Origin of the sequence: Variovorax sp. R-27 (assembly GCF_049913215.1) — a bacterium.
GTDB lineage: Bacteria > Pseudomonadota > Gammaproteobacteria > Burkholderiales > Burkholderiaceae_C > Variovorax.
The window spans coordinates 1,061,703-1,080,458 of the sequence record NZ_CP183984.1; the positions used below are offsets into that span (position 1 = coordinate 1,061,703).

The 18,756-nt window shown below is 68.9% G+C and carries 19 protein-coding genes and 1 other RNA gene; 12 read left to right on the plus strand and 8 right to left on the minus strand.

Going from position 1 to position 18,756, the window contains the following annotated elements:
- Positions 1-46: 46 nt before the first annotated feature.
- The gene (locus tag ACN9MV_RS04695; RefSeq protein ID WP_097200179.1) at positions 47-991 is read right to left on the minus strand and encodes a LysR family transcriptional regulator; all 945 of its coding nucleotides are present in this window, start codon (positions 989-991) and stop codon (positions 47-49) included.
- Positions 992-1,198: 207 nt separating this feature from the next.
- On the opposite strand from ACN9MV_RS04695, the gene ACN9MV_RS04700 reads away from it, so the two are divergent.
- The 5 genes from ACN9MV_RS04700 (at position 1,199) to htpX (ending at position 5,600) form a co-directional block, all read left to right on the plus strand.
- On the plus strand, positions 1,199-1,927 hold the full coding sequence (locus ACN9MV_RS04700) for a peptidoglycan-binding protein (RefSeq protein WP_179830485.1): 729 nt from the start codon (positions 1,199-1,201) through the stop codon (positions 1,925-1,927).
- 45 nt (positions 1,928-1,972) lie between these two features.
- Entirely contained in the window at positions 1,973-3,004 is a 1,032-nt protein-coding gene (pyrC, locus tag ACN9MV_RS04705; RefSeq protein ID WP_426391450.1) for a dihydroorotase, read from the plus strand.
- Positions 3,001-3,825, plus strand: a complete 825-nt coding sequence (locus ACN9MV_RS04710; protein WP_426391451.1) for an NYN domain-containing protein — start codon at positions 3,001-3,003, stop codon at positions 3,823-3,825. The genes pyrC and ACN9MV_RS04710 overlap by 4 nt, the downstream gene beginning before the upstream one ends.
- On the plus strand, positions 3,822-4,574 hold the full coding sequence (locus ACN9MV_RS04715) for a DUF3025 domain-containing protein (RefSeq protein WP_426391452.1): 753 nt from the start codon (positions 3,822-3,824) through the stop codon (positions 4,572-4,574). The genes ACN9MV_RS04710 and ACN9MV_RS04715 overlap by 4 nt, the downstream gene beginning before the upstream one ends.
- A gap of 150 nt (positions 4,575-4,724) precedes the next feature.
- Complete coding sequence (htpX, locus tag ACN9MV_RS04720; RefSeq protein ID WP_093056349.1) at positions 4,725-5,600, plus strand: protease HtpX; 876 nt, start codon at positions 4,725-4,727, stop codon at positions 5,598-5,600.
- 83 nt (positions 5,601-5,683) lie between these two features.
- On the opposite strand, the gene ACN9MV_RS04725 is transcribed toward htpX, so the two are convergent.
- From ACN9MV_RS04725 to msrB, 6 genes are all read right to left on the minus strand, one after another.
- A complete protein-coding gene (locus ACN9MV_RS04725) occupies positions 5,684-6,622 on the minus strand; it encodes a ProQ/FinO family protein (protein WP_426391453.1) in 939 nt (312 codons plus the stop codon).
- 65 nt (positions 6,623-6,687) lie between these two features.
- Entirely contained in the window at positions 6,688-7,311 is a 624-nt protein-coding gene (locus ACN9MV_RS04730; RefSeq protein WP_093078542.1) for a flavin reductase family protein, read from the minus strand.
- An 8-nt stretch (positions 7,312-7,319) separates the two neighbouring features.
- Positions 7,320-7,877 (minus strand): VUT family protein, encoded by a 558-nt coding sequence (locus ACN9MV_RS04735; RefSeq protein WP_426391454.1) that lies wholly within the window; start codon positions 7,875-7,877, stop codon positions 7,320-7,322.
- Entirely contained in the window at positions 7,877-9,544 is a 1,668-nt protein-coding gene (locus ACN9MV_RS04740) for an NAD(P)/FAD-dependent oxidoreductase (protein WP_426391455.1), read from the minus strand. Before ACN9MV_RS04740 ends, ACN9MV_RS04735 begins: the two co-directional genes overlap by 1 nt.
- A gap of 152 nt (positions 9,545-9,696) precedes the next feature.
- Entirely contained in the window at positions 9,697-10,617 is a 921-nt protein-coding gene (gene cysK / locus ACN9MV_RS04745) for a cysteine synthase A (RefSeq protein WP_093056344.1), read from the minus strand.
- A 79-nt stretch (positions 10,618-10,696) separates the two neighbouring features.
- Complete coding sequence (msrB, locus tag ACN9MV_RS04750; protein ID WP_426391457.1) at positions 10,697-11,209, minus strand: peptide-methionine (R)-S-oxide reductase MsrB; 513 nt, start codon at positions 11,207-11,209, stop codon at positions 10,697-10,699.
- Positions 11,210-11,305: 96 nt separating this feature from the next.
- Here msrB and rnpB point away from each other — a divergent pair.
- The 7 genes from rnpB to ACN9MV_RS04785 all read left to right on the plus strand — a co-directional run bounded on the left by rnpB (position 11,306) and on the right by ACN9MV_RS04785 (position 18,220).
- Positions 11,306-11,634: RNase P RNA component class A (gene rnpB / locus ACN9MV_RS04755), an RNA gene on the plus strand.
- A 168-nt stretch (positions 11,635-11,802) separates the two neighbouring features.
- Complete coding sequence (locus ACN9MV_RS04760) at positions 11,803-12,246, plus strand: MarR family winged helix-turn-helix transcriptional regulator (protein WP_093056399.1); 444 nt, start codon at positions 11,803-11,805, stop codon at positions 12,244-12,246.
- The gene (locus ACN9MV_RS04765; RefSeq protein WP_426391458.1) at positions 12,247-14,358 is read left to right on the plus strand and encodes an FUSC family protein; all 2,112 of its coding nucleotides are present in this window, start codon (positions 12,247-12,249) and stop codon (positions 14,356-14,358) included.
- Positions 14,355-14,561 (plus strand): DUF1656 domain-containing protein, encoded by a 207-nt coding sequence (locus ACN9MV_RS04770; RefSeq protein WP_093056341.1) that lies wholly within the window; start codon positions 14,355-14,357, stop codon positions 14,559-14,561. The genes ACN9MV_RS04765 and ACN9MV_RS04770 overlap by 4 nt, the downstream gene beginning before the upstream one ends.
- 22 nt (positions 14,562-14,583) lie before the next feature.
- On the plus strand, positions 14,584-15,525 hold the full coding sequence (locus ACN9MV_RS04775) for an efflux RND transporter periplasmic adaptor subunit (RefSeq protein WP_426391459.1): 942 nt from the start codon (positions 14,584-14,586) through the stop codon (positions 15,523-15,525).
- Positions 15,522-17,006 (plus strand): efflux transporter outer membrane subunit, encoded by a 1,485-nt coding sequence (locus ACN9MV_RS04780; RefSeq protein WP_426391460.1) that lies wholly within the window; start codon positions 15,522-15,524, stop codon positions 17,004-17,006. Before ACN9MV_RS04775 ends, ACN9MV_RS04780 begins: the two co-directional genes overlap by 4 nt.
- Entirely contained in the window at positions 17,003-18,220 is a 1,218-nt protein-coding gene (locus ACN9MV_RS04785; RefSeq protein WP_093056338.1) for a multidrug effflux MFS transporter, read from the plus strand. Before ACN9MV_RS04780 ends, ACN9MV_RS04785 begins: the two co-directional genes overlap by 4 nt.
- 1 nt (position 18,221) lies before the next feature.
- Here ACN9MV_RS04785 and ACN9MV_RS04790 read toward each other — a convergent pair whose 3' ends face one another.
- Positions 18,222-18,755: a hypothetical protein gene (locus tag ACN9MV_RS04790; RefSeq protein ID WP_426391461.1), complete on the minus strand. Its 534-nt coding sequence runs from the start codon at positions 18,753-18,755 to the stop codon at positions 18,222-18,224.
- Between the last annotated feature and the right edge of the window lies 1 nt (position 18,756).

Genomic DNA, 18,756 nt, shown 5'->3' on the forward strand with positions numbered 1-18,756 from the left:
CCTCGTCAGCGCCCAATGTAGGGAGCGACGAGGCCGACGGGAAGGCTCATTTCTGCACGCGCGTGTTGCCGGAATCAGAACGCGGCACCGCGTTGGAGCCGTAGCGCCCCATGCTGGTGGCCAGCATTTCGAGCAGTGCGCGCGATGCCGGCGACTGGCGCTGCCCCGGCATCGTGAGCAGGCTGGTCGCGGTGGCGGCAAAGTCGCGCTCCTGCAGCGGCACGGCGCACAGGTCGCCGTTCGACACCTCGTGCAGCGCCGCATAGCGCGGCAGGAAGGTGATGAGATCGCTGTTGCGCACCACGCCCTTGGCCATGTCGAGCGTGCTCGTCTCGATCACCAGGTCGAGCGACACCTGCGTCTTCGATGCGATGCGGTCGACCAGGTGGCGGATCTGGAACGAGCGGTCGGGCAGCGCCACGCGGTGGCCTTCGAGTTCGCGGAACGACACGCTTCGCCGCCGCGCCAGCGCATGCGTGGGCGCGACGATGGCGCACAGCGGCTGCTCCAGCCGCGCATGTTCGCGGAAGGCGTGGCGCTCGGGCAGGTTGAAGGCCAGCGCGATGTCGATGCGCCCTTCCTGCAGCGCTTCGAGCACCGCACGCGAGCCCACCACCGAGGCCTGCAGCTTCACCTGCGGATGCCGCTTCTGGAAGCGCGCCAGGTTGTTCGCAAGGAAGTGGCTGACCATGCCCTCGATGCTGCCGATGCGCACTGTGCCGACGGGCTGGCCGATCAGCTCCTGCAACGCGCCGCGCAGCGCCTCGCTGTTCTGCAGCACCTGGTCGGCGTGTGCGAGCACCAGCTCGCCGGCCGGCGTGAGGGTGGTGCGGTTGGCGCGGCGGTCGAGCAGGGCGGTCTGCAGTTCGCCTTCGAGCTTGGCGATCTGGCGGCTGATGGCGCTCGGCGCCACGCCCAGTTGCTCCGCGGCGCGGCGCAGCGAGCCGGCCTTGGCGGTCTCGCGAAAGTAAAGCATTGCCGTGGACAGCATGGCGGTTTCCTGTTTTCTTGTTCTCGCAAGGCCTGGGCCGGCCAAACCTTCGGCCGAATGGCGCAGCACGTCAAGCAACGGGCGTGCCCCGGGCCAAGCGGGGTCGCCATCCCGGATATGCCGTCCGACCGATGGACGCCGCGGAGCCCGTTTTTGACAATGCAACCGTTTGCACCGACAGTCTGTGGGGCGAAGGGAACAGAACCGATGACAACACTGACGCAGGGTGCACGTGGCGCCGACGTTCGCAGATTGCAGGAGGCATTGAACCGGAAGCTCCAGCCGAACCCCGGGCTCGTGCTCGACGGCGACTACGGCCCGATCACCCGGATTGCGGTGCGCCGCCTGCAGGCCGCGAACTGGCTCGCCGAAGACGGCGAGGCCGGCCCCTGCACGCAGAACCTGGTGTTCGGCAACGAGTGCCACGCGCCGATCCTGCACCCCGTCGCGCTGATTCCGCAGCCCACGCCCGGCCAATGCTGGGCCGCCTGCACGGCCATGATCACGCGCTCCAACGTGCAGGCGGTGGTGGCGCGTACGCCAGCCGAGCTGATCGGCGACGACGGCGGCCTGCGCACCTTCGCGAATGCCGACGACGCCACGACGGCCGATGCGCTCTTTGCGTCCGCGCACGGCCTGACGGTGCGCCCGCCGGTGCCCTGGTCGGTCGGCCAGCTGCGTGCCGCACTGCAGCACGGGCCGCTGATGTTCGATCTGCCGTGGGGTGCGAGGGGGTATGCCGCCGGTGTCGGCCGTCCGGGCCACATGGTGCTTGTCGTGGGTATTCGCGGCGACGACGATCCCGGCGGGCGCGGCACCACGCTGCGAATCTTCGACCCCTGGCCGCCGGGCAAGGGGGCGCGCAGTTCGGTCAACCACGTCAAGTGGAGCCAGCAGGTGCCCCGGAACGCCTGTCGCGTGTTCTCGCATCCGTAGCCCGGTGGGAGGGCGCCAGGGGGGCGATGCGACAATCCCAGCGCCATGACAGACACCCTCACGATCACCCGCCCCGACGACTGGCACTTGCACGTGCGCGATGGCGCCGCCCTCGAAGCCGTCGTTCCCCACAGCGCTCGCCAGTTCGGCCGCGCGCTGATCATGCCCAACCTTCGCCCGCCCGTGACCACCGCCGCACAGGCCGTGGCCTACCGCGACCGCATCCGCGCCGCCGTGCCCGAGGGCGCGGCCTTCGAGCCCGTGATGTCGCTCTACCTCACCGACAAGCTGCCGCCCGAAGAGATCGCGCTGGCAGCCGAAGCCGGCGTGCGCGCGCTCAAGCTCTACCCGGCCGGCGCCACCACCAACAGCGATGCCGGCGTGACCGACATCCGCAAGACCTACAAGACGCTCGAAGCCATGCAGAAGCACGGCCTGCTGCTGCTGGTGCACGGTGAGGTGACCGACCCCGCCATCGACCTGTTCGACCGCGAAGCCGTGTTCGTCGACCATGTGATGATTCCGCTGCGCCGCGACTTTCCCGAACTGAAGGTGGTGTTCGAGCACCTGACCACGAAGGAAGGCGCCCACTACGTGCGCGACGCCGGCCGTTTCACGGCAGCCACCATCACGGCGCACCACCTGCTGTACAACCGCAACGCCATCTTCACCGGCGGCATTCGCCCGCACTACTACTGCCTGCCGGTGCTCAAGCGCGAGACGCATCGCGTGGCGCTGGTCGAGGCAGCCACCAGCGGCAGCGACCGCTTCTTCCTGGGCACCGACAGCGCACCGCACCCGGCGCACCTGAAGGAGCATGCGCTGGGTTGCGCCGGCTGCTACACCGCGCTCACGGCCATCGAGCTGTACGCCGAGGCCTTCGACAGCGTGAATGCGCTCGACAAGCTCGAAGGCTTCGCGAGCTTCCACGGCCCTGACTTCTACGAACTGCCGCGCCACACCGACACCATCACGCTCAAGCGCGAAAGCTGGACCGTGCCGGAGACCGTGCCCTACGGCGATGCCACGCTCAAGCCCTTGCGCGGCGGCGAAACGATCAACTGGAAGCTCTCATGACACCGACGCTGCGCGTGATGTTGCTGATCGACGCCGACAACGTCTCGGCCGATGTGATCGAACAGGCCGTGCAGCGCACGATGGATGAATACGGCGCCATTCATGTGCGCCGCGCGTATTGCAACGCCGAGATGGCGGTGAACCGGCAGGCGATGTTCAAGCGGCTGTCGGTGCGGCCGATGGTGAACCTGTCGGCCGGCAAGAACAGCACCGACATCGCGCTGTCGGTCGACGCCATCGACCTCGCCATCAACGAGCGGCCCGACGTGGTGGTGCTGGTGTCTTCCGACTCCGACTTCGCGCCGCTCGTGATCCGCCTGCGCGAAAAGGGCTGCCGCGTCTGCGGCATCGGCCAGCAGGGCAAGACGGGCGAAGAGACGGTCGGCGTGTACGACGCCTTCATGGACCTCGCGCACCACGCCGGCACGAAGCCCGCGGTGCGCACCGCGCCGGCGAAGAAGGCGGCTGCGGCCAAGTCTGCACCCGCGAAGACCGCGCGGGCCAAGGCGACGCCTGCTGCCAAGAAGGCCGCGGCCAAGACGCCGGCCCGCAAGACGGCGAAGGCTGCCAAGGCTGCGCCGCCACCGCAGCAGCAACAGCAACCGCAAATCTCCGAAGCGGCCGAATTCATCCTGCAGGCTGCACCGGCCTTGCGCAGCGGCAACGACGTGCCGCTCAACGACGTGGCAAAGGCCCTGCGCACGGCCGGCCTGCTTGGCAAGCACGGCAGCTCGCTCAAGCTTTTCGACAAGCTCACGTCGGAGTTCGCCGTGATGCAGCACCCTGACCGCATCCGCTGGACGGGCGCGCCCGCGCCTTGACCCTGCCGGCGGTTGATTGGGCGCAGCCCTGGCTCGCGCCCTATCGTTCGAGCGGCGGCGCGGTAGAGCAGGCCGCGCGGCACGCCGGGGTGGCTGCCGCCCTGCAGGCAGTCAAGCCCGCCCAGGCGCCCGATTTCGTACATCAGGACGCGCTGCCCGCAGGCCAAGCCTACGAAGCCCACATCTTCCAGACCCGCACCATCCCCACGCGCGACAACCTGCACGATCTTTTCAATGGACTCGTGTGGCTCGCCTTTCCGCAGACCAAGCGCCGGCTCAACGAACTGCAAGCGGCCGAGATCGCGCGCAGCGGCGTCGCCGCCGTGCGAGGCCCGCTGCGCGATGCGCTCACGCTGTTCGACGAGAACGGCGCGGTGCTCGATGCGCCACCCGCGCTCTGGCAGGCGCTGATCGCGCGCGACTGGCACACGCTGTTCATCACGCAACGCGGGCTGTGGAGCGAGGCGCGCCTGCTGCTCTTCGGCCATGCGCTGCTCGAAAAACTGGTCACGCCGCGCAAGCCGATCACCGCGCACGTGCTGCTGACGCACGACGCGAGCGGCCCGGCGGCGTTCGATGACGAGCGCATGGCGCAGGCGCTCGACGCGCGGCAGCTCGAACGCAAGCCCTTCGTGCCGCTGCCGGTGCTCGGGGTGCCCGGCTGGTGGGGCGGCAACGAGGCGGCGGCGTTCTATGCCGACTCGCAGGTTTTCAGGCCCTTGCCGGGCCGGGGAATACCAGGGGCATAGAACTTTTGCTCCTATCATGGCTCTACCGGCTGCCGCCGAGCGGAGCGCCCAGAACGCACTACAACACCCAGGGCCTCCATGCCGCGCACGGCTTGAAGAGGGCCCCGGGGTCCTCATCTAGGTGGCAGGTTTCCCCACGGAGAATTCAACTTGAAACGTATCCTTCTGTTCGTTTTGACCAATGTGATGGTCGTCGCGGTGCTCGGCGTGGTCGCCAGCCTGCTCGGCGTCAATCGCTTCCTCACGGCCAACGGGCTCAACCTGGGCGCGCTGCTCGGCTTCGCGCTGGTGATGGGTTTCGGCGGCGCGATCATCTCGCTGCTCATCAGCAAGCCCATGGCCAAGTGGACCACCGGCCTGCACATGATCGACAACCCCCAGTCGCCCGACGAGGCCTGGATCGTCGGCACGGTGCGCAAGTTCGCCGACAAGGCCGGCATCGGCATGCCCGAGGTCGGCATCTTCGAAGGCGAGCCCAATGCCTTCGCGACTGGCGCGTTCAAGAACTCGTCGCTGGTGGCGGTGTCCACCGGCCTGTTGCAGGGCATGACGCGCGAAGAGGTCGAGGCCGTCATCGGCCACGAGGTGGCCCACATCGCCAACGGCGACATGGTCACGATGACGCTGATCCAGGGCGTGATGAACACCTTCGTCGTGTTCCTGTCGCGCGTGATCGGCTATGCGGTCGACAGCTTCCTGCGCCGCGGCGACGACCGTTCGTCGGGCCCCGGCATCGGCTACTACGTGAGCACCATCGTGCTGGACATCGTGCTCGGCTTTGCCGCCGCGATGGTGGTGGCCTGGTTCTCGCGCCATCGCGAGTTCCGCGCCGACGCCGGTGCGGCCGCGTTGATGGGCCAGAAGCAGCCAATGATCAACGCGCTCGCGCGCCTGGGCGGCCTGCCGGCCGGCGAACTGCCGAAGGCCGTGGAAGCCATGGGCATCACCGGCAGCATCGGCAAGCTGTTTGCCACGCACCCGCCGATCGAAGAGCGCATTGCTGCGCTGCAGAACGCGCAGCGCTGATCAGTCGGTCGCGGCAAGTCCGCGGCGCCATGAAAAAAAAGCCGCCACATTGCTGTGGCGGCTTTTTTGTTTGTGTGGCGTGTTCAGTCTGCTGCGGGTGCTTCGGGTGCTTCAGGTGCTTCGACGGCCGGCGCCGCAGGTGCCTCGCGATCGGCGCGCGCGCGTTGCAGCGTGCGCGTCACATCGCCGTGCTTCATGCCGTACATGTCGGCGAACTCCTGCTCGCTGCGGCCGCTGGCCTCGAAGGCGCGCAGCAGCGCCTCGCGCTTGGCGGCCTGCTGGGCGAGTTCGGCCAGGGCCTCGTCCACCACGGCGTTGTTGTTCTCGTCACGCGAGCGCACCAGCACTGCATAGGCCTCGCGATCCAGGCCCGAGGCCTCGACGGCCTTGGCGATGCGCGCGACCAGCTGCGGGCGCAGGTCTTCGCCGTTGGCACGCTGCAGGCGGCGGCGGTGCAGCTCGAGGATGGCGTGGTGCACGTGCTCCGGCGCGACCGGGTCGAGCGCGTTGCCGTCGAGGTCGTGGCGCGCCAGGCCGGCGGCCACGGCCTCCAGGTAGCGCGTGGAGCGCGCGTGCTGGCCCATGGCGATCTTCAGGTCTTCGGCCTTGAAGTCTTCGGGGTGGCGCGCGAGCAGTTCCTCGTACACGCCGAGCTTCAGCGGCACGAAGCGCGCGCCGAAGAGCTGCGGGTACAGCTCGAACAGGCGCTCGAGCACCGGGTTGACCTTGCGCGGCGCGCGCTGCGGTTGAGCCGCTGCCTGGCCCTGTGCCTGGCCTTGCGCACCTTGCTTGCGCGGCTGCTGTTGCTGCCGCTGCGGGCGCTGGTTGCCTGCGCCCTGGTTGTTCTGGCGGGGTGGGCGGGACTGGCGAGGCTGCTGCGCGGGAGTTTCCGCGCTGGTGCTCGTGCCCGAATCCGCATCGGGGCCGGCCTGCAGCTGCTTCAGCTGATCGGCCATGTCCAGTTGCTGACGCCGGGGCGGGCGCGCGTTCGTCTTCGGGGTGGCGGTGGAAGCGTCGGTCATGCGGGGGGCGCGGCGAGGGTCGCGGTGGAATGAAAGGGAAAGAAATGAAGTCCGGTTTGGCGCCTTCAGCGCGGCCGGAACATCCTGAAGAGATTGTCGGGGCTGACTTCGAAATAGTCCGCCGGTCCGCCGCCGCGCAGGATGGGCTGCGCCGCGGCGGTGTCGTAGATGCCGTCCTTCAGCAGGTGGCGCGCAATGTGCACGCCCACCACTTCGCCGAGGATCAGCCAGGTTTGCACGGGCGTGCCGTCCACGCCTTCTAGCTGCAGGATCTGCGTGAGCCTGCATTCGAAGGACACGGGGCTTTCGGCTACGCGCGGCACCGCGATGGTTTTGGAGGCGGCGGTCGTGAGCCCGGCGAGCTCGAACTCATTCACATCGGGCGGCACGGCGGCGCACGAGCGGTTCATCTGCTCGGCCAGCGGCCGGGTCGCCAGGTTCCAGCCGAACTCGCGCGTCTGGCGGATGTTGTGCAGGCTGTCCTTGGCGCCGATGCTGGCGAAGCCGACGATGGGCGGCGTGTAGTTGAAGGCGTTGAAGAAGCTGTAGGGCGCGAGGTTGAGCACGCCGTTCGCGTCCTGCGACGAGATCCAGCCGATGGGGCGCGGCCCGACCATCGCGTTGAACGGGTCGTGCGGCAGGCCGTGGCCCTTGGCGGGCTCGTAGAAGTGGAAGTCGTCGTTCGCCATCGATGTCCTCAGTGGCCCAGGGCCGAAGCCCGCGCCGCCTGCCGGCCGATCAGCAGCCGGAACGGCAGCAGCATCAGCACGCCAACGGCGAGCTTCACGGCGAGGTCGCCCAGCGCCCACGTGAACCATGGGCCTTCGGTGCCCGCGAAGGCGATGCCCCAGAACACGATGCTGTCGAGCACCGCCGCGATCACCGTGGCCACCAGCGGCGCACGCCACCAGAGGCCGCGCCGCAGCCGGTCGAACACGCCGATGTCGAGCAACTGGGAGGCGATGAAGGCCAGCCCCGATGCCGCCGCGATGCGCACCGGCGCGAGCAGCAGCGAGATGCCCACGGCGACGGCAAAGCCGACCCATGCCACGCGCCGCGCCATGCCAGGGCCGAAGCGCCGGTTGACGAGGTCGCTCACGAGGTACGCCACCGGGTAGGTGAAGGCGCCCCAGGTCAGCCAGTCGTTGATGGCGAACTGCACGAGGATGTTGGAAGCCAGCACCACGGCTGCCATCGCGAGCGTGGCGGCGGTCAGTTGGCCGAGGGTGGGGCGCTCGAAGTGCATGGCTTGCATCAGACGCTCGCGGTGCGTTCGCGTTCGGCCTCGGCCAGCACGCCGTGCGCCACGGCCTCGGCCACCTTGATGCCATCGACACCAGCCGACAGGATGCCGCCCGCGTAGCTCGCGCCTTCGCCGGCAGGGTAGAGGCCGCGCACGTTGAGGCTCTGGAAGTCGTCGCCACGCGTGATGCGGATGGGCGACGAGGTGCGCGTCTCGACGCCGGTGAGCACCGCGTCGTGCGTGTCGAAGCCCTTGATCTTGCGGCCGAAGGCGGGGAAGGCCTCGCGCATGGCCTCGATGGCGTAGGCGGGCAGGGCCTTGTGCAGGTCGGTCGGTGTCACGCCCGGCTTGTACGACGGCGTCACGCTGCCGAGCGCCGTAGAGGGCTTGCCGGCGATGAAGTCGCCCACCAGCTGGCCCGGCGCGCGGTAGTCGCCGCCGCCGAGCACGAAGGCATTGCTTTCGAGTTCGCGCTGCAGTGCGATGCCCGCGAGCGCATCGCCGGAGGAATTGGATTCCCATCCTGGGAAATCGCGCGGGTCGATGCCCACCACGATGCCCGCATTGGCGTTGCGCTCGTTGCGCGAGTACTGGCTCATGCCGTTGGTGACCACGCGGCCCGGCTCGCTGGTGGCTGCGACCACGGTGCCGCCGGGGCACATGCAGAAGCTGTAGACCGAGCGGCCGTTGCTCGCGTGGTGCACCAGCTTGTAGTCGGCCGCGCCGAGCAGCGGGTGGCCCGCATGGCGGCCCCAGCGTGCGCGGTCGATCAGGCCCTGCGGATGCTCCACGCGGAAGCCGATGGAGAAGGGCTTGGCCTCGATGTGCACGCCGCGCTTGTGCAGCATCTCGAAGGTGTCGCGCGAGCTGTGGCCCAGCGCCATCACCACGTGATCGGCGCGCAGCTCGCTGCTTTGGCCGGTCGTCTGGTCGAGCACGGTGAGGCCGCGCAGGTGGCCGTCTTCGATGTGCACGTCCGTCACGCGCTGCTCGAAGCGGATCTCGCCGCCCAGCGCCACGATCTGCTCGCGGATGTTCTCGACCACCTTCACCAGCTTGAAGGTGCCGATGTGCGGATGCGCGACGTAAAGGATTTCGGGCGGCGCGCCGGCGTTCACGAACTCTTCCATCACCTTGCGGCCGAGGAAGCGCGGGTCCTTGATCTGGCTGTAGAGCTTGCCGTCCGAGAAGGTGCCGGCGCCGCCTTCGCCGAACTGCACGTTCGACTCGGGGTTGAGCACGCTCTTGCGCCACAGGCCCCAGGTGTCGCGGGTGCGCTGGCGCACGGTCTTGCCGCGTTCGAGCACGATGGGCTTGAAGCCCATCTTCGCGAGCATCAGCGCCGCGAAGATGCCGCAGGGGCCGAAGCCGATCACCACCGGCCGGGCAGTGCCTTCTGCCGCATTGGCCGGCGGCGTGTAGCGCATGTCCGGAGCGGCCTGGATGTGCGGATGGCCCGCGTGTTTGGCGAGCAGCGCGGCTTCCAGCTTCGCATCGGCCAGCTGCACGTCGCAGATGTAGACCGTGAGCAGTTCGACCTTGCGCGCGTCGAAGCTGCGCTTGTAGACGGTGTGGGAGGCGATCGCGTCGAGCGGAACGTCGAGCGTCCTGGCGATCAGGGTGACCAGCGCGTCGGGCGCGTGGTCGAGCGGGAGTTTGAGTTCGGAGATTCTCAGCATGGCATGGGGCTTGTGACTATCAAGCAGCCGGCCATTTTAGCTTCGTCGTTCGTGGAACACCGCGGAACCGGCTTTGCCGGGCCGCTGGTGTTGCCCCCGGTAGGGGGTTGGCGAAGCGACACGAAGTGCGCGTAGCCTGGGGGCGAGCCAGATCAGGCGGGCAGGAAGCCCTCTACCGACAGATAGCGCTCGCCGGTGTCGTAGTTGAAGCCCAGCACCACCGCATCGGGTGCCAGCGAGGGCAGCTTCTGCGCGATGGCAGCGAGCGTGGCACCCGACGAAATGCCGACCAGCATGCCTTCCTCGCGCGCGCAGCGGCGGGCCATTTCTCGCGCCGGTTCGGCATCGACCTGCAGCACGCCGTCGAGCAGCGAGGTGTCGAGGTTCTTCGGAATGAAGCCCGCGCCGATGCCCTGAATGGGGTGCGGCGCCGGCGCGCCGCCGGAAATGACCGGCGAAGCCACCGGCTCGACCGCGAACACCTGCAGCTTCGGCCACTTCTTCTTCAGCACCTGCGCCACGCCCGTGATGTGGCCGCCCGTGCCCACGCCGGTGATCAGCACGTCGATGCCATCAGGAAAGTCGGCCGCGATTTCCTCTGCCGTGGTGCGCACGTGCACTTCGACATTCGCGGGGTTGTTGAACTGCTGCGGCATCCACGCACCGGGCGTGCCGGCCACGATTTCCTCGGCGCGGGCGATGGAGCCCTTCATGCCGTTGGCGCGCGGTGTCAGGTCGAATGAGGCGCCGTAGGCCAGCATCAGGCGGCGGCGCTCGATGGACATGCTGTCGGGCATCACCAGGATCAGCTTGTAGCCCTTGACGGCCGCCACCATGGCAAGGCCGATGCCGGTGTTGCCCGAGGTGGGCTCGACGATGGTGCCACCGGGCTTGAGCGCGCCGCTTTTCTCGGCGTCTTCCACCATCGACAGCGCGATGCGGTCCTTGATGGAGCCGCCGGGATTGGCGCGCTCCGACTTGATCCACACCTGCTGCTTCGCATTGCCGAACAGGCGGTTGATGCGGATGTGCGGTGTGTTGCCGATGGTCTCGAGGATGTTCTGGGCCTTCATGGACGGAGTCTCCTTGGGTCAATGCGTTTGTCGGACGGACAGCGCGCATTGTGAGACCAGCCCATGACCCCTGCGGCCCCTATGCCGCTCCAGGCGTGAAGGTCATCGCCACGCCGTTCATGCAGTAGCGCAGCCCGGTGGGCTTGGGCCCGTCGTCGAACACGTGACCCAGGTGGCCGCCGCAGCGGCGGCAGTGCACTTCCGTGCGCGCCATGCCGAAAGACCGGTCCTGGTGCTCGCCCACGGCCTTGTCGAGCGGCTGCCAGAAGCTCGGCCAGCCGGTGCGGCTGTCGAACTTGGTCTTCGAGGAGAACAGGTCGAGCGCGCAGCCCGCGCAGCTGAAGCGCCCGGCCCGGTGCTCGTCGTTGAGCGGGCTCGTGTAGGGCCGCTCGGTGCCTTCCTGGCGCAGCACCGAGAACTGGCTCGCGGTGAGCAGCTTGCGCCATTCGGCCTCGGTGTGCGTGACTTCGAATTTCTCGTTGTCCGCTGCGTGCGCAGGGCGTGTGCCCCAGCCGAAGAACTGGGCAATGGCCAGCCCCAGGGTCGAAGTGCCAGCGGCAATGGCGAAGCGGCGTCTGGTGTTTTGCGTCATGCCCTTAGTTCGGGTCGGCGAGGCGGCGGGTTACAAATAGCGGCGCAGCATCGCCTGAAAAGGCGCTTTCGCCCGTGAGGCGATAATCCGCCCCGTGAAGCACGCCAGACCGCCGCTGGTGCAAGTCTCGAAAGAGCGCACTGGAGGAACGTCCGGACTGCATAGGACAGCGCAGGAGTTAACGACTCTCCACCGTGAGGTGAGGATCAGAGCAACAGAGACGAGCCGATTAAGTTCGGGTGAAACGGGCAATCTCTGCGCGCAGCAACACCAAGTAGGCCAGTATTGAGGTGGTTCCGCTGAGCTGGCGGGTAGGTGGCATCGAGCCGTCTGGTGACAGGCGGCCCAGAGTAATGGCGGTCACGTCGAGGGCTTCGCAAGAGGCCCTCGATGCACAGAATCCGGCTTATCGGCGGGCTTCACACTTTTCTTCTTCCCGTTTTTCTTTTTTCGCGCCTTCGGCCTGAAGGCGGGCGACAGCCTTGCCGCCAGCAGGGATTGGTAGTTACCCGTACAATCGATAGCATGCTAATTAATAGGCGGCTACCGTGACCGACTCCGACAACTCCCAACCGACACGCGAAAACGCGCTGATGCGGCTCGGCATGTCGCTTTCGGTGCTGCAGCGCGGCTACCGCGCCCATGCAGACAAGGCGGTGGCGCACGTCGGGGTGTCGCAATCGCTGGCTTGGCCGATCGTGATGCTCGGCCGCATGAACGGCGAAGTGCGCCAGGGCGTGCTGGCCGAGGCGCTGGGCATCGAAGGCCCTTCGCTGGTGCGCTCGCTCGATCAGCTGGTCGAGGCCGGTTTCGTCGAGCGGCACGAAGATCCGTCCGACCGCCGCGCCAAGACCCTGCATCTCACCGAAGCCGGCAAGGCCGCCTGCGCGCCCATCGAGGCCGCGCTGAGCCTGATGCGCACCGCAATGTTCGAAGGCGTGCCGGACGAAGACATCGCCGCCTGCCTGCGCGTGTTCGCCGTGCTCGAAGAGCGCCTGGGCCGCGCCGCGCAGCCGCCGCAAGAAGGGCGCAAGTAAATGGCCGCGCTCAGCCTGCCGCGCTTCAGCCGCGCGGAGCTTCTCTTTTCCGGCAAGAGCTTCGCCGCGGCCATGCTGGCGATGTACCTTGCCAGCCGCGCCGGCCTGCCGCGTCCGTTCTGGGCGCTCATGACCACCTACATCGTTGCCCATCCGCTGGCCGGTGCCGTGCGTTCCAAGGCGGTGTACCGCTTCTGCGGCACGCTCATCGGCAGCACCGCCACTGTGCTGCTGGTGCCCGCGCTGTCCAACGCGCCCGAGCTGCTGACGCTGGTGCTCGCGCTGTGGGTCGGGCTGTGCCTGTGCATCTCGCTGCTCGACCGCACGCCGCGCTCGTATGTGTTCATGCTCGCGGGCTACACGGCGGCACTGATCGGCTTTCCGTCGGTGCAGACGCCGCTCGCGCTGTTCGACACCGCTGTGGCGCGCGTGGAAGAAATCGGCCTCGGCATCTTCTGCGCCACGCTGGTCCACAGCCTCGTGCTGCCCGCGGGGCTTGCACCGACCGTGCTGGGCCTGCTCGACCGCACGCTGCAAGACGCGCGCAAGTGGCTCGGCGACCTGCTGCAGCCCGCCGGCCGCAGCAGCAACGCCGATCCGAAACGCCTCGACGACGACCGCCGCCGCCTCGCCGGCGACATCACGCAGCTGCGCCTGCTCTCCACCCACGTGCCCTTCGACACCACGCACCTGCGCTGGACCGCGGGCGCCATCCGCGCCATGCAGGACCGCGTCGCCGCGCTCACTCCGGCCCTGTCGGCCGTCGAAGACCGCCTGCAGGCGCTGGAGCAGGCCGAAGGCCGGCTCGCACCCGATGTGGCTGCCGTGCTCTCACAGGCCGCACAGTGGCTGCGTGAAGAAGCCGAACCCACCGGCGACGCAGCAACCCGCGCCGAACGCCTGCAAGCCCTGCGCCGCGCCATCGACGTACTGAGCGCCACACCCGCGAGCGCGGAGCAACAGACTCCATGGGGCCGCGCCCTGCGCATCGGCCTCGCAGGCCGTCTCGCAGAACTCGTCGACGGCTGGACCGCCTGCGCCCAGCTGCGCCTGGACATCGACGAAGGCCTGAAGGGCGCCGCGCCGCTGCGCCGCACGGCAGCGCTCGGCAGTCGAGTGCTGCACCGCGACTACGGCATGGCGCTGCTGTCCGCGCTTGCGGCCGTCATCGCCATCTGCCTGTGCGGCGCGTTCTGGATCGTCACCGGTTGGCCCATGGGCTCGGCCGCGACCATGATGGCTGCCGTCTTCTGCTGCTTCTTCGCCACCATGGACGACCCCGTGCCGGCGATCCACGGCTTCCTGAAGTGGACGCTGTTGTCCATTCCGATCTCGGCGCTCTATGTGCTGGTGCTGATGCCCACGGTGCAGGACTTCGGCATGCTCGTGGTCATCTGCGCGCCGCTCTTCCTGCTGCTGGGCCTCTACCTGCCGCGCCCGACGCATTTCATGCCCGCGATGGCGCTGATCTTCGGCGTGGCCGGCACGCTCGCGCTGCACGACACGGCCAGCTCCGATCTCGTTAGCTTCCTCAACAGCATGATCGGCCAGATCGTCGGCGTGGTCGTTGCTGCGCGAGTCACCCGCCTGGTGCGTTCGGTGGGCGCCGACTGGAGCGCGCGCCGCATCCAGCGCGCCACATGGCGCGAACTCGGCGACATGGCCGCGTCTTCTCAACCGCAGTACGCGCAGAGCGATGCTTATGCCGTGCGCATGCTCGACCGCATCGGCCTGCTCGCGCCGCGCATCGCGCAGGCCGGCGGCACCGTCGAAGGCGTGGCGGCCAACGATGCGCTGCGCGACCTGCGCATGGGAGCCGACATCGCCGTGCTGCAGCGCGTGCGCGCCCAGCTGCCGCTGGCCACATCGGCCGCGCTGCTGGGCGGCATCTCGCGCTTCTTCCGCCAGCGTTCGGAAGGCCGCATGAACCCGCGTCCGCCGGGCCTGCTGCCGCAGATCGACGAGGCGCTGAACGCAATGCTCGAAGCGCGCGACAACGCTGCTTCATCGACTTCGCGCGCCGCCGTTACCGCACTGGTCGGCCTGCGCCGCAATCTTTTTCCCGACGCGCCACCGATGCTGGGCGCGTCCAGGCAAGGAGCTTCCGCATGATCGGCGAAGCCAGTTTCTACGGCCTCTACCTGCCCTGGATCATGGTGCTGGCCCTCGGCGCGCTGCTCGCGCTGTGGGGCGTGCGCCGCCTGCTCGCGGCCACCGGCGTGTATCGCTGGGTGTGGCATCCGGCGCTGTTCGACATGGCGCTCTACCTGCTGCTGCTCTATGCGCTGAGCCGCGTCACCTCCTACCTCCAATAAACAGACAGACAACGAGATCTCCATGAAAGCCACCACCAGTCCTTCCGCAGAAAACCCGTGGGCCCAGCGCCTCGGGCGCGTTCTTTTCACCGTGGCCGTGGTGGCCGCCGCAGTGTGGGCCGGCCTGCGACTGTGGGACCACTACGAACTCGCACCGTGGACGCGCGATGGCCGCGTGCGCGCCAACGTCGTGCAGATAGCGCCCGACGTGTCGGGCCTCGTCACCGCCGTGCCGATCCGCGACAACCAGCCGGTCGCCGCCGGCACGCTGCTGTTCGAGGTGGACCGTGCGCGCTACGACCTCGCCGTGCGCCAGGCCCAGGCCGTGCTCGCCGCGCAGCGCGCCCAGAGCGCCCAGGCGCAGCGCGAGAACACGCGCAACACGGGGCTCGACGACCTGATCTCGAAGGAGTCGCGCGAACAGACCCGCTCGCGCGTCGAGCAGATGCAGGCCGCGGTTGCGCAAGCCGAGGTGGCGCTCGATTCGGCCCGCCTCAACCTGCAGCGCGCCGAAGTGCGCGCGCCCACCGACGGCCTCGTCACCAACCTCGACCTGCGCCAGGGCAGCTACGCCGCTGCGGGCCGTCCGGTGCTCGCGCTGGTCGACGCGCAGTCGTTCTACGTCGAAGGCTATTTCGAAGAAACCAAGCTGCCCCGCATCCACCTCGGCGACCGCGTGCGCGTCACGCCCATGGGCGGCGGCGCGGTGTTCGAAGGCGCGGTCGACAGCGTGGCTGCCGGCATCGCCGACCACGACCGCTCCACCAGCGCCAACCTGCTGCCCAGCGTGAACCCGACCTTCAACTGGGTGCGGCTCGCGCAGCGTATTCCGGTGCGCATCAAGCTCGATCCGCTGCCGCAGGGCGCGCGCCTTGTTGCGGGCCAGACGGTGACGGTGCAGGTGCTGGAGAACAAGGCGGCGCAGAAGACGGCGGCAACGACCCCAGCGCCGCAGAAGGGATGAACAGCATGACCCGCTTCGCATTTCGCCTTGCATCGCTGGCCGTCGCCGCCGGGCTCGCGGCCTGCGCAGCGGTCGGCCCCGATTACAAGCAACCGCCCGAGGCGCTCGCCAGCCAGAGCGCTGCCGGCAAGCCCTTCGCCGAGGCGCCCGCCAACGCCGCGCCGCTGCCTGCGCACTGGTGGCGCCTGTACCACGACCCGCTGCTTGATCGCCTCGTCGAGCAGGCTCTCGCGCACAACACCGATCTGCGCCAGGCCGTCGCCAACCTCGAGCGCGAGCGCGCCATCGACGACGAAGTGGCCGGCGGCAAGTACCCCACCATCGGCGTGAACGGCGGCCCGTCGTTCGGCCACCAGTCGGGCATCCAGTTGCTGCAGCGCGGCTACGAGCCGCCGAGCACCTTCAACTACAGCCTGGGCGCCTCGCTGTCGTACCAGGTCGACCTGTTCGGCCAGCTGCGCCGCGCCATCGAAGCCTCGGCCGCCAACACCGAAGCGGCCGAAGCCGCGCTCGACCTGGTGCGCGTCAACGTCGCAGCGGGCACCGCGCGCGCCTACGCCGAAGCCTGTTCCACCGGCTTGCGCCTGGAGATCGCGCAGAAGTCCGTCGACCTGCAGAAAGACGCGGTGAACGTCACCGAGCGCCTGCAGAAGGCCGGGCGCGCCGGCGCCATCGATGCGGGCCGCGCGCGTGCGCAGCTGCAATCGCTCAACGCCGCGCTGCCGCCGCTGCAGGCCAGCCGCCAGGCCGCGCTGTACCGCCTGGCCACGCTCACCGGCGCGCTGCCGCAAGACTTTCCGCGCGAGGTGGCCGGCTGCACCACGCCGCCGCGCGTGGCCGGCGTGCTGCCCGTGGGCGACGGCGCGCAGCTGCTGCGCCGCCGGCCCGACATCCGCCAGGCCGAGCGCACGCTGGCCGCGTCCACCGCGCGCATCGGCGTCGCCACGGCCGACCTGTACCCGCACGTGTCGATCGGCCTGTCGGCAATGTCGGCCAGCACCGCCGCCGATTTCGGGCGCAAGGACAGCATGAGCTACAGCCTCGGCCCGCTGATCTCGTGGACGATCCCGAACACCGGCGTGGTCCAGTCGCGCATCGCGCAGGCCGAGGCCGGCACGCGCGGCGCGCTCGCCAAGTTCGACGGCACCGTGCTCACCGCGCTGCGCGAGACCGAGACCGCGCTCGGCAACTACGCCCGCGAACTCGACCGCCGCGCTGCGCTGGAAGCCTCGCGAGACCAAAGCGCCATCGTCGCGCGGCAGGCGCGCCAGCTCTACCAGAACGGCCGCACCGGCTACCTCGATTCGCTCGACGCCGAGCGCGCGCTGGCCGCGAGCGAGTCCGCGCTGGCCGCCAGCGAAGCGCAGCTGTCCGACGATCAGGTCATGCTTTTCATGGCGCTGGGCGGCGGCTGGGAGCCTGAAGATACGAACCTTGCGCAAGGCAACCCGACCGGCGGCGCAACCATCACCAAGCAATGACCGCAGCCATCACCTCCGAGCCACAGCGCCGCCCCCACGCGCCGCTGTGGCTGCTGGCCTTGGTCACCTTCAGCGGCACGCTCGCCATGCACATCTTCGTGCCCGCGCTGCCCATTGCCGCGAAGAGCCTCGGCGCCGGCATCGGCGCCATGCAGATGACGGTGAGCCTCTACATCTTCGGCCTGGCAGTGGGCCAGCTGGTGTACGGCCCGCTGGCCGATCGCTACGGGCGACGGCCGGTGCTGCTGTTCGGGCTGGGGCTGTATTGCGTGGCGGGGCTTGCGGCTGCGGTCGCGCCTGAAGTGCATTCGCTCATCGCGGCGCGCCTGTTCCAGGCAGTCGGCGGCTGCGCCGGCCTCGTGCTCGGCCGCAGCATCGTGCGCGACACGGCCGAGCCGCAAGAAGCCACGCGCCGCCTCGCGCTGATGAACCTGATGGTCACCATCGGCCCGAGCCTCGCGCCGCTGCTCGGCGGTGCGCTCGCCACCGCGCTGGGCTGGCGCTCGATCTTCTACGCGCTCTTTGCCCTCGGCGTCATCGGCTTCCTGTTCACCTGGCGCCTGCTGCCCGAAACCGGCGCGCCCGGCGCGGCCGTCAATGCGCGTGAGCTCGCCCGCAACTACAGGAAGCTGCTGGCCTCGCCGGCCTTTCTCGGCTTCTCGGTCGGCGGCGGTTGCGCCACCACGTCGATGTATGCCTTCATTGCCTCGGCGCCCTTCATCTTCGTGGACCAGCTGCACCGGCCGGCGCACGAGGCGGGCATCTACCTCGCCATCCTGGTGTCGGGCGTGTGGCTCGGCAGCTTCCTCACCAGCCATCTGATCTCGCGTGTGCGGGTCGACCGCCTCATGGTCCGCTCGAACGCCTTGAGCGTGGCCGCGGCCTTCGTGTTGCTGGGCGCGGCGCTGACCGATCATCTTTCGGTGCCGCTCATCGTCGCCTGCATGTTCCTGTTCACCGTTGGCGCCGGCATGGCCTCGCCGGCCGCGCTCACGCAGGCGATCAGCGTGAACCCGCAGGTCATCGGCTCGGCCTCGGGCCTTTACGGCTTCACGCAGATGGCCGTGGGCGCGCTGTGCACGGCACTCGCCGGCATGGGCCACCGTAACCCCGCGCTGGCATCGGCCATCGTGCTGGCGGGGGCGGGCATCGTGGCGCAGCTGTCGTTTGCGGTGGCGCTGCGCGCGCAGAAGGCCCGCACGCTCACGGCGTGAGTCAGCCCTTGCAGCGCTTCTTCAGGTCCGTGCCGATCTGCGCGGTGAGGCTGTCCAGTGCCGTGTTGAAGGCCTCCTGGATTTCGCTCTCGGACGTGGACCAGTTCATCGAGTCGTCGAAGCCGCGATAGGTTTTCGTCGTCGTTGTCGCGCCCGAACCCTCCGGCGGAAACTGCACGCGCACGACGAGGTTGGCCGACTTCAGCGTGACGAGGCCGTGCACATAGGCCTTCAGCACCGTGACCCGGATCGCCGGTGCGCCGGCATCGCGCGTGTAGCCGGGAATCGATGCGATGCCGCTCCTGAACCATCCGTCGAAGCCCGCGCCGTCGATGTGCGTGCGGCCCATCTGGCCCAGGCTCTGCGCGTCGCGCTGGTCGTCGATGCCGCCGAGGGAGAACGCGCAGGCCAGCGCTGTGGGGGGCAGCTGTGCAGCTGCAGTCCGGCGATGCAGGCCTGCAACCTTGTCCGACGCGCAGCCCGCCAGGAGCAGCGGCGCCGCCAGTGCGCAGCAGGCTGCGCGGCGCCAACCCATG